The 15,299-nt window shown below is 61.0% G+C and carries 17 protein-coding genes; 11 read left to right on the top strand and 6 right to left on the bottom strand.

Features of this window, described 5'->3' with window-relative positions; translation table 11 throughout:
- Positions 1-23 precede the first annotated feature (23 nt).
- The gene (locus AC07OO_RS12175; RefSeq protein WP_495082370.1) at positions 24-599 is read right to left on the bottom strand and encodes a gluconokinase; all 576 of its coding nucleotides are present in this window, start codon (positions 597-599) and stop codon (positions 24-26) included.
- 169 nt (positions 600-768) lie between these two features.
- On the opposite strand from AC07OO_RS12175, the gene gntR reads away from it, so the two are divergent.
- Positions 769-1,806: an HTH-type transcriptional regulator GntR gene (gene gntR, locus AC07OO_RS12170; protein ID WP_495082369.1), complete on the top strand. Its 1,038-nt coding sequence runs from the start codon at positions 769-771 to the stop codon at positions 1,804-1,806.
- A gap of 179 nt (positions 1,807-1,985) precedes the next feature.
- Positions 1,986-2,498, top strand: coding sequence for a hypothetical protein (locus AC07OO_RS12165; protein ID WP_495082368.1), 513 nt, complete (start codon positions 1,986-1,988; stop codon positions 2,496-2,498).
- Here the strand turns inward: AC07OO_RS12165 and AC07OO_RS12160 are convergent.
- Together AC07OO_RS12160 and AC07OO_RS12155 are read right to left on the bottom strand one after the other, a co-directional pair.
- Positions 2,495-3,073 carry a YqiA/YcfP family alpha/beta fold hydrolase gene (locus AC07OO_RS12160; RefSeq protein ID WP_495082367.1) on the bottom strand — a complete coding sequence of 193 codons (579 nt, stop codon included), beginning with the start codon at positions 3,071-3,073 and terminating at the stop codon, positions 2,495-2,497. The two genes, AC07OO_RS12165 and AC07OO_RS12160, sit on opposite strands and share 4 nt — an antisense overlap.
- Positions 3,074-3,088: 15 nt before the next feature.
- Entirely contained in the window at positions 3,089-3,787 is a 699-nt protein-coding gene (locus AC07OO_RS12155; protein ID WP_495082366.1) for an NUDIX hydrolase, read from the bottom strand.
- A gap of 180 nt (positions 3,788-3,967) precedes the next feature.
- Between AC07OO_RS12155 and AC07OO_RS12150 the strand changes: the two genes are divergently transcribed.
- The 5 genes from AC07OO_RS12150 to AC07OO_RS12130 all read left to right on the top strand — a co-directional run bounded on the left by AC07OO_RS12150 (position 3,968) and on the right by AC07OO_RS12130 (position 9,288).
- A complete protein-coding gene (locus AC07OO_RS12150) occupies positions 3,968-4,822 on the top strand; it encodes a cysteine hydrolase family protein (RefSeq protein WP_495082365.1) in 855 nt (284 codons plus the stop codon).
- Between the two features lie 35 nt (positions 4,823-4,857).
- Positions 4,858-5,586, top strand: a complete 729-nt coding sequence (locus AC07OO_RS12145) for a vWA domain-containing protein (protein ID WP_495082364.1) — start codon at positions 4,858-4,860, stop codon at positions 5,584-5,586.
- Between the two features lie 134 nt (positions 5,587-5,720).
- Entirely contained in the window at positions 5,721-6,560 is an 840-nt protein-coding gene (locus AC07OO_RS12140) for a protein phosphatase 2C domain-containing protein (RefSeq protein ID WP_495082363.1), read from the top strand.
- Positions 6,557-8,395 carry a hypothetical protein gene (locus tag AC07OO_RS12135; protein WP_495082362.1) on the top strand — a complete coding sequence of 613 codons (1,839 nt, stop codon included), beginning with the start codon at positions 6,557-6,559 and terminating at the stop codon, positions 8,393-8,395. Before AC07OO_RS12140 ends, AC07OO_RS12135 begins: the two co-directional genes overlap by 4 nt.
- A 131-nt stretch (positions 8,396-8,526) precedes the next feature.
- Entirely contained in the window at positions 8,527-9,288 is a 762-nt protein-coding gene (locus AC07OO_RS12130; RefSeq protein ID WP_495082361.1) for a hypothetical protein, read from the top strand.
- 36 nt (positions 9,289-9,324) lie between these two features.
- On the opposite strand, the gene AC07OO_RS12125 is transcribed toward AC07OO_RS12130, so the two are convergent.
- Positions 9,325-10,116 carry a sterol desaturase family protein gene (locus AC07OO_RS12125; protein ID WP_495082360.1) on the bottom strand — a complete coding sequence of 264 codons (792 nt, stop codon included), beginning with the start codon at positions 10,114-10,116 and terminating at the stop codon, positions 9,325-9,327.
- 43 nt (positions 10,117-10,159) lie between these two features.
- Complete coding sequence (locus tag AC07OO_RS12120) at positions 10,160-10,744, bottom strand: hypothetical protein (protein WP_495082359.1); 585 nt, start codon at positions 10,742-10,744, stop codon at positions 10,160-10,162.
- A 121-nt stretch (positions 10,745-10,865) separates the two neighbouring features.
- Here AC07OO_RS12120 and AC07OO_RS12115 point away from each other — a divergent pair, with 121 nt between their 5' ends.
- From AC07OO_RS12115 to AC07OO_RS12105, 3 genes are all read left to right on the top strand, one after another.
- On the top strand, positions 10,866-11,519 hold the full coding sequence (locus tag AC07OO_RS12115) for a GDSL-type esterase/lipase family protein (protein ID WP_495082358.1): 654 nt from the start codon (positions 10,866-10,868) through the stop codon (positions 11,517-11,519).
- A gap of 114 nt (positions 11,520-11,633) precedes the next feature.
- Entirely contained in the window at positions 11,634-12,551 is a 918-nt protein-coding gene (locus AC07OO_RS12110; protein ID WP_495082357.1) for an alpha/beta hydrolase, read from the top strand.
- Between the two features lie 10 nt (positions 12,552-12,561).
- Positions 12,562-13,611 carry an alpha/beta fold hydrolase gene (locus tag AC07OO_RS12105; protein WP_495082356.1) on the top strand — a complete coding sequence of 350 codons (1,050 nt, stop codon included), beginning with the start codon at positions 12,562-12,564 and terminating at the stop codon, positions 13,609-13,611.
- Between the two features lie 90 nt (positions 13,612-13,701).
- Here the strand turns inward: AC07OO_RS12105 and AC07OO_RS12100 are convergent, their stop codons facing one another.
- Positions 13,702-14,298: a hypothetical protein gene (locus tag AC07OO_RS12100; protein WP_495082355.1), complete on the bottom strand. Its 597-nt coding sequence runs from the start codon at positions 14,296-14,298 to the stop codon at positions 13,702-13,704.
- Positions 14,299-14,550: 252 nt separating this feature from the next.
- On the opposite strand from AC07OO_RS12100, the gene AC07OO_RS12095 reads away from it, so the two are divergent.
- Positions 14,551-15,285: a hypothetical protein gene (locus tag AC07OO_RS12095; protein WP_495082354.1), complete on the top strand. Its 735-nt coding sequence runs from the start codon at positions 14,551-14,553 to the stop codon at positions 15,283-15,285.
- The last annotated feature ends 14 nt before the right edge of the window (positions 15,286-15,299 follow it).

Below are 15,299 nucleotides of genomic sequence, written 5' to 3'. Positions count from 1 at the left end.
CTCCTTGTCTTCCTGGTCGTGTATCAATGGCTTGGGGTGCGGACGTGCTGGGTGGTGCTCGCAATCCACTGCAGGGCTTGTTCGGTGACGACCGAGGGCGCCAGCGCGCCGTCGAGTTGCAGTACACCGTCTTCGCCCTGTGGGTTTTCCAGCGCAGCGAACTGGCTGGCCACCAGGCTGGCAGGAAACAGGTGTTGGTTGGAACGGGCATCCACCCGCGCATTGGCCAACGTATGGTCTATCTGCAGGTGCACAAAGCGCAGGCCCGCTACGGCGTGGCGCAGGCGGTCGCGGTAGCTGCGTTTGAGCGCGGAGCATGACAACACGGCCCCTTGCGGATGGGCCTGCAGCTCGCGGCCCAGGCGGTCCAGCCAACCCTGGCGGTCGGCATCGTCCAGGGCTATGCCTTCGGTCATCTTGCGTATGTTGTCTGCGGGGTGGAACTGGTCGCCCTCCACAAAGGTCAGGCCCAGTGCGTCTGCCAGACGCTGCGCGATGGTGGACTTGCCGCAACCGGCCACACCCATGACGACAAGCCACACCGGGCCGGCAAGGGGATTGCCAGACGGTGCTGCGGTTAAGGGTGGCTTGGATGTCATGCGGGGTGTTTTGAATTTGGGATAGCGCTATCTTAAGAGTGATTGATTCATGATTGATACAGGGTTTACCCGATGATTTATCTGGAAAATCTATTGGGCTTCATAAAAGGGAAGTCCATCGCAGCTCTGGCCATACCGTTTGGATAGCGATATCTGCTAGCATGCCGCCATGGTGAACGGCAAACGCGAGAGAAAGGGTTCAGGGCGGGTCACGCTGGACGATGTGGCGCTAGCGGCAGGGGTCAGTCGCATCACGGTGTCGCGCGCGCTGCGGGGTGACCGCAAGGTGGCGCCCGAACTGGCCGAGCGGGCCATGCAAGCGGCCAACCGCTTGGGCTACGTGCCCGACCCGGCGGCACGCGCACTGGCTTCCAGCAAGAGTTCACATGTAGCGATTCTGATACCGCTGTTGTCCAACCAGTTGTTTGTGGATTTGTTGGAAGGGGTGCAGCGTACGTTGCTGCCGGCCGGCTACCAGACGCTGATCGGCGTGACCCACTACGACGCATCGGAAGAAGAGCAATTGCTCAGGGGGCACTTGTTGCACCGCCCCGCAGGTCTGCTGGTGACGGGGCTGGAGCGCTCCGAGACCACGCGCCAATTGATCAGCGCCAGTGGCATCCCCTGCGTGCACCTGATGGAAGTGGCTGCCCAAGATGGCATCTACAGCGTAGGCTTTTCGCAGCGCGAAGCGGCGCGCACCATTACCCAGCATTTGATCGACACAGGCCGCAGGCGCATTGCCTTTGCGGCCGCCCAGTTGGACCCGCGCACCTTGCAACGCGCCCAGGGCTACCGCGACTGTTTGCAACAGGCCGGTCTGTACGACCCCACATTGGAGTGGCAAAACCCGGCACCCTCATCCATGCGGGTGGGCGGAGCCATGTTCGAGCAGATCATGAGCGTGCGACCGAAGGTGGACGCCATCTTCTTCTGCAATGACGACCTGGCCCATGGCGGTTTGCTGGCCGCGCTGCGGCTGGGAATCAAGGTGCCGCGCCAGGTGGCCATTGCGGGGTTCAACGATTTGCCAGGCAGCACCGAGTTTGTGCCCACGTTGACCTCGATCAAAACCCCGCGCTACCAGATTGGCGTGCACGCTGCCGACATGCTGCTGCAGCTGATGCGCAAAGAGCCCGTGCAGCGGTCCAGTGTGGATCTGGGCTTTGAACTGGTGGTGCGCCAAAGCACCATGAACGCCGCCTGAGGCGAAGCGCGTTCGTCCTCTTACATGGCGTAACGGTGTGTCGGCGCGGTGTAAACAAAGGTAAACGCGGTCAACAGCGCCGCACAGGCTGCGTTGTAAGCTCAGGCCCTGGTGCAAACCGGGGTCTGCTCAAAACAATCGGAGCCTATGCGATTGTTGTTTGATGAGTGAGAGTATCCATGTTGAATACCACCAAGTCCCTCCTTGCCGCTGCCGCGCTGACCGTGGGCATGGCGGGCGCTGCCCACGCGCAGGCCTATGCCAATGTGACGGTTGGCGGTGCATTTGCGCCTGGTGTGTACGGCCAGATTTCCATTGGCAACAACCCCCCACCGCCCGTAATCAACGTGCAACCTGTGGTTGTGGGTGCCCCGGTTTATGGAGCCGCCCCCATGTACCTGCATGTGGCGCCGGTCGAATACCGCGAATGGGGACGCTACTGCGGGCGCTACCACGCTTGTGGCCACCCCGTGCATTTTGTGCAGGTCGAGCAGAACAACCCGTGGTGGGAACGCCATGGCCAATACCTGCGTGGCCCCGGCTACTACAACATGGAAGAAGCACGCCGCATTGAGGAGCGCCGCCGCCGTGAGTACGAGCGCTACGAGCGGCATGAACGCCACGAACGGCGCGAACGTGAGCGTGAGTTCAACCAAGACCCGCGTTTTGAAGCCGCACGCGGCCAGCGTTAAACCAGAAAATCCAGCACCGCATCCAGGTGCTGGTCGTAGTCACTCAATGCGTGGTCGCCGCCCGGCAGCAGCTTGACGGCGGCACCCGCATAGTGGCCCGTCATCTCGCGCCAGTCCAGCACTTCATCCCCCTTGGCTATCACCGCAAAGTAGCGCTCAGGCCTACTGATGCGCGCAATCTCCTGCGCACGCAGCTCATCCACATACTCGGCCTCAAATACAAAATGCGTTTCGGGGTCTTGCCACACCGTCTGGTCACCCAGGTGGGCCGCCAGGTCACGCGCCGGGTGCACGGCGGGGTTCAACAACGCCGCCCTGCAACCCCAGCGCTCTGCCAACCAGGTGGCATAGAACCCGCCCAACGACGAGCCTATGACTGCAGTAGTAGCCAGTGGCCAATCCGCCGTGGCTCGCAACACATCTGCCATGGCTTGTTTGGGGGAGGGCGGCAGCGCGAGGCATAGCCATGTGACGCTGGGGAAGCGCCTTGCCACCGCCGCGGCCGTCATGCGTGCCTTGGTCGATGCTGGAGAGGAGCGAAAGCCGTGCAGGTAGAGTAAGTGGGTGGTGGGCATATTCGAGGTTCTCATTCAGGCCAGAGGGCGTTCCAATAGGCGCAGCCGATTGGCCACCGCCGCTTTCACCTTGAACAACTGCGCCGGCCGGTGGGCGCCGCCCACGCGTTGGCCCTTGCATTCCTCCAGCACGTCCATATCGGTCAGCTTGCGGCGGAAGGCGCTCTTGTCCAGCGCGATGCCCATCACATGCTCGTAGGTCTCATGCACCTGGGCAAAGGTGAATTGCTCGGGCAGCAGATAGCAGGGCAGGGTGGAGTACGAACTCTTGTCGCGCAGGCGCTTGAGGGCCATGTCAAAGATGCGGTTGTGGTCGAACGACAGGCGCGGCACTGCATTCACATCCACCAAGTCAAAGCCACCAAAGCCAGGCGCTGCCGCCTGCGCACTGGCCAGCACGGCTTGGTCCACCAGCGCAAAGTAGCTCAGGCTGACCGACCAGCCACGCGGGTCGCGTGCGCCATCGGCAAAGCTGTAGAGCTGCTCCAGGTAGGGCGGTGCAATGCCGGTCTTGCTGCGCAGCACGCGCAACGCGGCGGCCAGGCTGTCGGCGTCTTCCTGCTTGTGCACGTAGCCGCCGGGCAGCGCCCACTGGCCGGCAAAGGGTTCGTTGGGGCGGCGGCTCAGCACCACGTGCAGGCGCTTGTCCTGCAGTGCGAACAGCACCACGTCCACGGTGACGATGATGGTCCAGTCGGGGTCAGTCTTTGGCATGGTTTTTTCATTTTAGCCATTAACAGAGGATCCGCCAGCCTGCTGGGTTCCGTTGTATAGCCTATCTACCAATAAAAATCCTGAAATAGCCCCAATTCCATGGGCGTGAAATAGTTAATTGCAAAATGCAAATAAGTGGTCTATACTGAAGCCATTCACACACCGAAAGGGGTATTCACCATGAAGACATCGACCAAAGTTCACTTGCTTGTCATTGATCCGCAAAACGACTTTTGCGACATCCCGGTGGCCGAGCAACCCGCAGACCCGCTGGCGGCCGGCCGCAAACTGCCACCCGCCTTGCCTGTGGCCGGTGCGGACCAGGACATGAAGCGCCTGGCCGCTTTCATAGACCGGGTGGGCAACAAGCTGTTTGACATCCACGTCACGCTGGACTCGCACAACCCCATTGACATTGCCCATCCCACTTGGTGGACCAATGACAAGGGCCAGGCGCCCGCGCCCTTCACCGTCATCACCTCCCAAGACATTGCGGCCGGCCTGTGGCGCTCGCGCAATCCGCTCTTGCAAGAGCGCAGCCGCCAGTACGTGGAGCAGTTGGAATCGGCCCAACGCTACGCCCTGGTGGTGTGGCCCGAGCACTGCCTGATCGGCCACTGGGGCCACAACGTGCACGCTGCCGTCGCGCAGTCGCTGGACGCATGGGCACGCAAGAAGCTGGATGTGGTGGACTATGTGACCAAGGGCTCCAACCCCTTTACCGAGCACTACTCCGCCGTGCAGGCCGAGGTGCCAGACCCATCCGACCCCGGCACGCTGCTCAACAGCCGGTTGATTCGCACGTTGTCGGATGCCGATGTGGTCATCGTCGCCGGCGAGGCCCTGTCGCACTGCGTGGCCAATACCGTGCGCGACATTGCCAGCAATTTCGGTGAAGACAACATCAAGAAGCTGGTGCTGCTGACCGACTGCAGCAGCAGCGTGGGCGGCTTCGAGCAACTGGGCACCGATTTTGTGGCCGAGATGCAAGCCCGCGGCATGAAGACCGTGCGCTCTACCGACTACATGCTCTGAGCCAACCCACTCACCCAACCTGAAGGAGAACGACCATGAAACTGATGGATGCCAACAGCATGCAGACCACGCAGATCGCCAACTTCGCGTTCTCGGGCGTGCGGCCCGAAAAATTGGGCTCAACCGAATACACACTGGTAAGCCTGGTCATCGACAAGACCGGCAGCGTCTGCGGCTTTACCCAACAACTGCTGGCCATGAAGCAAGCCGTGGTCGAAGCCTGCCACCGCAGCCCGCGCGCTGACTACCTGATGCTGCGCAGCACCGAGTTCAACGAACGCGTGGACGAGGAACACGGCTTCACTGAGCTGACCCGCGTGGACCCTAGCCTCTACCAGGCGCCACGCTGCAGCGGCTCTACCGCGCTGTTCGACGCTACCCGCAACGCCGTCATGGCCACCAACGCCTACGCCCGCATGCTCAGCGACCAGGATTTCAGCGTCAACGGCTTGGTCGTGGTGGTGACCGATGGCGATGACAACTGCTCGCACTACACCACCAGCGATGTAGCCGCCGAGGTGGTCAATGGTGTGCAGCAGGAGTGGCTGGAATCCCTGAACGTGATTTTGGTGGGCGTCAACGCCAGCATCTACAGCCGGCAGCTGCAAGCCTTCAAGGACGACGCGGGCCTCACCCAGTACGTAGATGTGGGCGACGCCACACCCGCCAAGCTGGCCCAACTCGCCCAATTCGTCTCCCGCAGCATCTCCGCCCAATCCCAAAGCCTGGGCACCGGCGGCGCCAGTCAGGCGCTGGTCTTCTAAAGCGAAGGGGTGTTGCCATGAAGCGTTGGCGGTCCGATCACCTAGCCGATTTGGGGTCAGATCACCGCCCGCGCAGCGGGCGTGTGATCTGACCCCAAATCGGCGTACGAATACCAACCAAGCAGGCCCCAACCATGCAAGCCCTAAACGTAGACCACTACTTCACCATAGGCAGCGCCCACGCCCGCGCCGGCGAACCCTGCCAGGACTACGCCCTCTCCGGCACGCTGCAGGATGGCCGCGCCTACGGCATCGTCACCGACGGCTGCTCCGGCGCCAACGCCCGCACCGACCTTGGCGCCCGCGTGCTGGCCCTGGTCATGGAAGCCGAGATTCAGAATTCCCAGTCGCTCGAAGACTGCTTCACCCCCGAGTCCATCGAACGCGTTCGCACCCGCCTGCAGTCCATGCCCCTGGGCGGAACGCCCCAAGACTACTTGGCCAGCGTCGTCGCCTTCTGCGCCACAACCACAACCGCCAAGCTATTCATGGTCGGCGACGGTGCCATCGCTACACGCCACACCAACGGCAACGTGCAGATCACCGAAGCCTCATGGCCCGACAACGCTCCCTACTATTTGGGCTACTGCTTGCAACCCACCGTGGCCGCGCTGTTCTCCGCATCCGCAGCCAATGGCGCGCTGGATGTGCGACTGAACACCCACACCACAAATGCTGATGCCATTGCGCTGGACATACCGGCCCAAGACTTCTTGCAAGGTTGGACCACCGAAATAGACCTGAGCAATATCACCGCCCTGGCCATCTGCAGTGACGGTGTCAGCCAGATCAGCGCACTGGAGCCGATAGAAACCGTCACCGCCTGCCTGGCCTTCAAAAACTACGAAGGCAGTTTCGTCAAACGCCGCGCCATGAGGGCCATGGCACAGTGGGAGAAAAGTGGCCACCTCCCGCAAGACGACTTTTCTATTGCCGCACTGGCCCGCGTGCAGGAAAAAGAGGGCGCATCGTGACCACGACCAGTCTGAACCTAAGCGGCCAGTCTCCCACGCGCGTATTCCTCCCCGGCAAAGGCGAAGTGGCCCTCACGCAAACCGACTACCTGGCCACCGGCGGCGAGGGCGTGGTCTATACCAAGGGCGGCTATGTCTACAAGCTATACCTGGACCCAGCCGGCGCCCGCGCCCGTGGCATAGAGGACAAGCTCAAGCTGTTGCGGAGCATTCGGCACCCGCATATCATCGCCCCCACCGACGTGCTGCTCAACGCCCAGCACGAGATCGTAGGCTTCTACATGCCCCAGGCCAGCGGCGTGCCCTTGGTCAAGACATTCACCAACGCCTGGCGCGACCCCAACAACTTTGGCGTCAAAGAATCCCTGGCGCTGGTAGAAAACATGCGCCTCGCCGTGGAAGCTGCCCACCAGGCCGGCGCCGTGCTGGTGGACGCCAACGAGATGAACTACCTGGCCGACGGCACCGCCCCACGCCTGCTGGACGTGGACAGTTGGCAGATCGGCCCGCACAAGGCCAGCGCCATCATGCCCTCCATACGCGACCTGCACAGCGCCACCTTCACGCCGCTGACAGACTGGTTTGCCTGGGCCGTCGTCAGTTTCCAGGTGTTGGCCGGCATACACCCCTACAAGGGCGTGCACCCCGACTTCAAGCGCGGCGATCTGCACGCGCGTATGCTGGCCAACGCATCGGTGTTCGACCCGCGCGTGTCGGTCAACGCCGGCGTGCGCGACTACACCACCACGCTGCCGGGCGCATTGCTGGACTGGTACCGCGACGTCTTCCAGCGCGGCCTGCGCAGCGCGCCACCCGGCGTGCACGCGGCTCGCGTAGTAGCCGCGCCCAAGCCCGCTCCAACGCGCATCCCCACCAGCCAGACCGTCAGCCACGATGTGCTGGTGCATCTGGAGGGCGATGTGGTCGACGTGCTGGGTTGCGGTGTAGCCCTGTGGCGCGAGCGCGGTGGCGCGGGCAATCTGCGCGCATACGACCTGCAACGCAAACAAAACCTGCCCGGCCTGACGCCACCACAGTTGGAGGCGCTGCACCACGGCCTAGCCGCATTGGTGCGTTGCGCGGGGGGCTTGTTCTATGCATATCTGCACAACACCGGCAATCCGCTGACAAGCGGCATCGCCGGCCGCTTGGTACTCGCGGAGCGCGACCCTGCACCGCTGACCCCAGCCCAAGACGCGAAGCTGTTGCCCAGCCTGGCCCAGCGCTTGGTCGCGTTTGGCAACCGCCTCTTTGCCGTCAATGCCAACAGTGACCGCGGCTTGACCGAAATCGCGGTGGACCAGATGGGTGCCCACACCGTCTTGTCGGTGCGCGCCAGCTGGCCCTTCCTGGCCCAAGCCGCCACCGTGTTTGCCACCGTAGCGGTGTTCGATGCGTTGGGCACGCCGTTCTTGGTTCTGCCGGTGGGCGACAGTGTGCGCGTGGACAAAGTCGCTGGCCTGGCCGCCTATAGGTTGGTGGACGCATTCATGGTGTCACCCGACTACGTGCTGGCGTTGGCCTATGGCCGCAAGGATGGCCAGATCTATCGCCTGACTTTGGCTAGGGGCGGCACTCAGCAAGGCTTTGAAGTCTCAGTCGCAGAACCCACGGACGAGCTGGCGTTGAATGTGGCCGTCAACGAGCAGGGCGTGGGCGTGGAGGTGCTGGCCAATGGTGAGCTGGCCGTGTTCAGTGCCAAGCAGGCTGTTACCGGCAATAGCAAGTTGGTCCGCAATACGGGATTGACGCAGGAGCATCGGGTGTTTGCGCTACCTGCGGGGCTGAACTACAGCTATGGGCGGGTGGTGGTGCGGATTTCGATGCGGGCTTGACTGGGGCAGGCACCACTCCAAGAATCTTCTAGGACGATCTAGGCCCCCGATAATCGGGGACTACCAAATCTGCAGCGATATTGCCGATGAATATGCGAATCTTTCTAGGATGGCTGTGTGCACTTGCCACAATGACGACAACTCACGTCACCTTGGCCGCGACCGCTGTCGAGCGATATTTCACCGCTGCTGCGCAACTAGAGTTGCGCGCGGAGGAGTCTTTGCTAGATAAGCGGATGCCCCGCCTGATAGAAGATGGAGTTCGGGCTCTGTTTGACGATCTTGTTGATTTGCGCGTTTTGCGTGAGGTGGTAGTCGAGCACAAGGACGTGAACCAGATAACAGCGGTGTGCGCAAAGGCCACCATGCTTTGGATAAAGTATTCGACGGCAAATGTTAAACACGCGGAAAGCGAACTTCCTGCTGACGTGTCACCAGACATTCGATATCTGTATCTGATGGTGAAGAATTCTGTTTTCTTTCAAGACGAGTTGTCGGAGTTGCAACCGTTCATGATTCGTTGCTTCGCGACTGAAATTCCCGTATTGGAAACCTTTTGGCGCGACTTAAAGCCAGAGGAAAGGACCTATGTGAGGAAGCAGGGCCTGCGCCAAATGGTGGGGGGCATTATCCAGACGCACCAGGGCTTCTTAGGGGTTGGGGCTGAACAAGAGCTAAGTGAAGCCAATCGACACAAATTGATTGGGTCAATTGCCGATACTGCCGACGTTATGACTTCCACTCTACCTCTAGAGGTGCGAAAAAATTTTGTGGCTCAAATTGATCAATTGAATTCAGTGGTCCCTGAGTTCGCAAGGCCATATCTAGCCAAAATAAGGAGCGAAATGCTCAATCAGAGTTGCAAAGCATTTTGCGAAATCCTCGGCGACTGAGCATCCGCAGCATCCTAAGTTGCCAGGTGGTGAAATTTAATTGGGTTGATGTTCCGTCACCTTCTCAAACCGCGCATGGTAATCCCCACGCTCCGTCCCCATCCACCGATCCCACCACGTAAACCACAAGCCATAGTTCCCCTGCGCCGTCTCATGGTGCAAGTGGTGGTGCGTGGTCGTTGTAAACCGCCCACCCAACCAATGCCGCGCAAAGCCGCGCGGCAAGGTTTCGATCGATAGGTGCCCATGGGCATTGCGGGTGATCTGGTGGATGGCAAAGGCAAATAGCACCAGGCCATGTAGCGGCACCACACACAGTGCCAGCGGTGTCACCAGGCTGTTGATGAAAGCCTCTACCGGGTGAAACGCATACGCGGCCCAGGGCGATGGGTTGCGTGAGCGGTGGTGGACACCATGCACGCGGCGAAACAGCCATCTACTGTGCAGCGCGCGGTGGGTCCAATAGAAGTAGAAGTCGTGCCACAGCAGCATGGCCGGGAAGCTGAGCACCAGCCACAGGTAGCCGTACTGGCTGGGCTTGAAGTAGACGACCATGTCGCCGCGCAAGATGCCGGCAAACACCACCAGGCCCTGGGCCGAAAAGATCAGCAGTGTGGACAGCGAATACGCCATCTCGCGCCGCACATCGGCCTTGCTGGGCCAGCCGGCAATCACTCGGTGGGCCAGGCGCTTGTGCAGCCATTGGTGCACCACCAGCCACAGCAGCAATGCGGCTAACAGGTAGTACAGGCCTTCGCGTACAAAGTTGGCGGTGAAGGCTCTACCGAGCCAATGCCATGCGTTGGGGTCTGTCCAGATGTTCGTCATGGCCTGATTATGCGCAAGCCAAGATCGATAGAAAACTGAATGGTCAGGATGGCTTGCGCGTGAACTGCATGATCCAATTGACCTCCCAGGTTGTTCCGCCGTCGGGTGAAAACGCTTGTTCCCAGCGCGCGCTGGTGGCGGTGATGTGCGACCATGTGTAGCGCACGCGGATGGCTTGGCCTTTGTAGTCGTCGTCTGCCTCGAATACCCCCACGCCGTTCTCAAACCTGCCAACCACGGGCGCTGCCAGCGCGCCGGTTTTGGTGTCTATGCCACCGTCCCGGTTGTTGAGCCAGTAGATGGCCCACAGCCCGGTCGTGGGGTTGAAGACCCGAAACGACAGGCCCACAAAGCCTGGCCGCCAGCCGTCGTGGGGTACAAAGTCGTCGTAGTTCCCGATATCGGCGGGGAGCTTTTGTGCATGCTGTGTGGCGGTAAAGGTCTCCCATTCGTCGCTACCGCTTAAAGCCCTTGGCAGTCTGCGGTTCTCTACATGCCAGTGCCCCATCAAGAAGTCGAAGTCGCGCGCGCCACTGTGGGTTGGGGCTGCGTTGCTCGCGACGCCAGACTGGCCTGCCACCAAGAGGGATGACAGTGCGACGGTGCGTGCCAGGGTTTGGGGTTTCATAGTGATAGGTCCTTCTCGTAAATGTGTTTGTTGGTTGGTGCACTGTAGAGACGATGTAGGGCGGTATCGGCCCTATATCGACGCGCTACAGTGGAAGGTCTACACACCCACGCGCCACGCCATGCCATCAACCCCTCGCCCCATCCAACGCAGAGCCCTCATTGCAGGCTTCGTCGTAGCTACCCTGCCAGTAGTGGGTTGCAGCAAGAAGGCCAAGCTGTCCGCGGTTCTGGCGGGGCAGACGGTTCTCGCATTTGGCGATAGCGTTACCGCTGGCGTGGGTGCTGCGGGTGGTGAAGACTGGCCCAGCCTGATGGCGCTGAGAACCGGCTGGAAGGTGGTGAACGCGGGCATTTCGGGAGACACGGCCAGCAATGGCAAGACCCGCATACAAGCCCTGCTGGATGAGCACCATCCGGCTTTGGTGATCATCGAGATCGGGGGCAACGACTTCTTGCGCCGTCAAGAACCCAAGGTCGTGAAGGAAGACATTCGCAGCCTCGTCAAGGCGGCCCGGCAGTCGGGGGCACAGGTCGTGTTGGTCGCGGTGCCGGAGTTGTCGGTGCTGGGTATCGTTGCCGGCAAGCCTAGTGACTCTCCTATCTATGAAGACCTGGCGCAAGAAGAGCGTGTGTCCTTGGTGCCCGGCGTGTTTTCTGAAACTCTGTCACGCCCGGAACTCTGTGCCGACAGAATCCACCCCAATGCGAAGGGCTACCAGCATATGGCCACCGGCATACATGCGCGCCTCAAGGAGCTTGGGCTGGCCTTGTGATGCGGGTCTTGGTGGCGACGGGCGCCAGGACTTAGATGCGCTGGCCACAGCAGCGGTTTCAATGGGGTACGCGGGCGGCATAGAATCAAAAATCCCCATCCACCGCTACTACCGATGAAAACAAAAGTGCTGAAGCGGCTAGCTTTGCTTTTCTTGACCTGGGCCCTCCTGGCTTGTGGTGGAGGCGGCGGCGGTAGCAATAGCGATGTCGGGGCCTCGTCCATGGGAGTTTCATACTCGCGGAAGGACGGTGTGGGGGTGGTCGATACCTATGTCGGCGTACCGTCGCTCAACACGGGTGCAATCACCCAGGAGGGGCGTGTTATCAGCACCACCACCATCCTGTCGAAGCAAACCGCCCTGAGCCCAGCCACATATTCAGTCGATATCTACCTGCCCAAGGGATATGCGCCGGGCGGCTCCCCGTTATCCATCATCTATGCGGCTGACTCCCAATACCTGTTTCAGAACATCGTCAAGACGGTTCAGCAATATGGTCTGAATGCGATCGTGGTGGCGGTCAATTATGTCGACGCAAACGAGCGCGCGGTGGATTACAAGCTGCCGGGCGCGCAACAGTACTTCCAGTTTCTGACGCAAGAGTTGATACCGATGGTCGAAGCGCAGTACAGCGTCGACCCCAAACGCCGCACTTTCGTCGGCTACTCGTACAGCGGCGTTCTTGCAATTCTGGTGATGCTCTTTGACAACCCGGCCGACCGCCTTTTTTCTTCCATCGTGTCCATTGATGCTTCACTCTTCGTGGACCCAGCCGCGCAAAATGCCCTCGAAGCGCAAATGTTCAAAGCCTCGCGTCAGCTGCCTATCAATTTGTTCATGACCTGCTCAGGCAGCAATATTGCCGTCGGCAATTGCGTCGAAGCGCTCGCAATGTTCAGTCTGGTCACAAACCAGGGCTTTCTGGGCATGCTGAAGGCGAACTTCACACACTACATGGGGACTGACCACGGCACGGTGGTAGTCCCCTCCATCAAACGGTCGCTGACCGCTATCTATGGCGTACCGGAGTAAAGAATATCCCATGGCGTTTCGAACCCCTCTCGCATTCTTGTCGGCGCTGTGCGCCATCGCCGTATCCCTCAGTGCCCAGGCACAGATCGCACCGGCCGCAGCGCCCCAACAGTTTGCGCAGATGGGCAACCTGCAGTTGGAGAGCAAGGCCATCATCCGCAACTGCGCCCTTGGCTACCGCACGCTGGGCACGCTCAATGCCGAGCGCTCCAACGCGGTGGTGTTCCTGACCTGGCACACAGGCAAGAGCGAAGAGGCGCTGTCCATGCTGGGCGGCGCCAAGGGCATGTTTGACCCCACGCCGTATTACGTGGTCATCATCGACGCCATTGGCAACGGCGTGTCGTGCTCGCCGTCCAACAGCAAGACGCAGTATGGCACGGCCTTCCCGCGCTTCACGGTGCGCGACATGGTGGCATCGCAACACCGGCTGCTGACCGAGAAGCTGGGCCTGCAGCATGTGCATGCGGTCATGGGTTATTCCATGGGTGGCATGCAGACCTTTCAGTGGATGGTGAGCCACCCCAACTTCATGGACGTGGCCATCCCCATTGCCGGTACGCCCCGCCAGTCCAGTTATGACATGCTGTTCTGGCGCAGCCTGGAGCTGACGTTGTTGAACGAGCCCAGCTATGCCAACGGCCGCTACAAGAAGCAGCCATCCATGGCTGCGTTGCAAACGGTATTCACGATGAACGCCACTACGCCCGAATACCGAGTGGCGCACACCGCACCGCAAGACTTCGAGAAATTCTTCAAAGAAACCGCCGCACTGGACCCCGACGTGGGCGATGCCAACAATTGGCGCTGGCAGACCCATGCCATGCTGGCGCAGGATGTGGGGGATCTGACTGCCGCCGCGGCCAAGGTCAAGGCCCGCGTGCACGTCATCAGCCCTCGCCAGGACCATATCGTCAACCCGCTGGCGGCGCTGGAGTTTGCGCAGTTGCTGAAGGCGGACACCACCGTGCTGGAAGGCAGCTGCGGTCATTTCGCGGTGAATTGCGAAATGGCCAAGGTGCGGCCGGCGGTAGAGGCCGCGTTGCAGGCTGGGCGCTAAGCCTCTTTTATCAAATTGGCCTCTAGCCCTCGTACGTATTAGTTATGCCGCTACTATTTCAGGAGCATTAATCGGCGAGCAAGAGTTGGACTAGGCGACGCGCGTCCAGTCCATCAGCCAATTCTCCACCCAGGTTTTGCCTCCGTCGCGCGACACGGCTTGGTACCAGCGGCAACTGCTGGGGGTGATGCGGTCCCACACGCCGCGCACGGTGATGGGCTGGCCGTCGCCATCTTTCTCATCCGAATCCCAGGTGCCCACGCCGTTGACGAAACTGCCCCAGGCCGGCGGGGGCGACAGCACGCCGCTCTTGCTGTTGACCCAATGGTCCGCCCACAGCTTGTTCTCCACATCCAGCAGGCGCAAGCCCATGCCGCTGAAGTTGCGCATGGGTATGCGCAGCTCTTCTACGCTGCCAATGCCAGCCAGGATGCCATGCACTGTAGCCTCGCCGTCGAAGCTTTCCCAGGCGCCGCTCTTGTGCTGGCGGTTCTTGATCTTCCACTGGCCGGTCAAAAAGTCGAAGTCACCCGGCCTGCCGGTGGCGAGTGGCTTGGCAGCCATCGCGCTGGCGGTAGCATGCCGGCCCAGAGAGCCTACGGCCGCCAGCCCGGCTGCAGCCTGAAGCAGGGCTCTGCGCTGGGGTTCTGTTGCGGTAATAGGCGTTGTCGCGTAGTCGTCGGACATGGTGGCTGGCTCCTCCGGTGTGATGGTGGTTGCGGTTGTTTGCAGTGCCGGCCAATGTAGGGCTGATGTAGGTCAATCTGCGTCCTGTATCGAGCGGGAATCCCGTGGCGCCCGGACACCTCGCTGCATGCACATTTGCTTACATTTGCCGAAGCCGTGTCCGCCCGTCGACCATCAGACCGGGCACTAAACTCGTTGGGCTCTGGTTGGCAGGGCACGCAATAATTCTGAATTCACAGGGAGTAAACAAGGATGATGGTTAGCAAAGCTATTGCATTGGCTGGTTTCTTGGTGGCCGCTTGCGCCGTACACGTGGCTGAGGCGGCACCGGTGGCCGATATCTCCGGCATCAAGGTCGGTCTGCCCTTGGCAACGCAGAAGGCTGCGATCGAAAAGGTCAACCCCCAGTACAAGATCAACGAGGTCAAGACCACCGAGGGCAAGGTCGTGGGCCTGGAGGGGGTCGCGACGACTGGCAAGTACAACAAGGTCGTGGACCACTTCGTAGCGCTGCAAGACGATACGGGCAATGTGTGGTACCTGGCGCGGGCCCAACGCTACGAGCCCGAGGCCTATATCCCCAAGGCCAACTTCGTGGGCGCGCTGAAAGACAAGTACGGTGTGCCGACGTCGCAAGTCATGGAGGGTTCGCACAGCCAATGGGCCTATGACCGCAACGGCGCAGCCCAAGCGCCCAAGACGCCTGCAGTGTGCCCCTCCACCGGTGGCCCCAGCGGCATAACCGAGATCAGCAAGATGCGGGAAGACGGTGTGTCCGTAGCCGTTCCCGCGCGCTTTGACCCCACCTGCGGCATCGTGATCACTGCGTCGCTGATCGGCAATGGCCAAGAGCAGGTCCGGGCTTCCAGCATCGTGATTGCGGACCACAGGCCCCGTTACGACGAGCTGGTCAAGCTCAAAGCCCAGGCCGAGGTGGCCAAGCAGAAGAATGCGGAGGCGCTGAAGGACAACAAGCCCAAGCTGTGATGGCGCGGCCCGGA

This window comes from Rhodoferax sp. GW821-FHT07G04, from assembly GCF_059418585.1.
The sequence above is the reverse complement of the archived record's forward strand: the minus strand, read 5'-3'. Positions and strand labels throughout refer to the sequence as shown.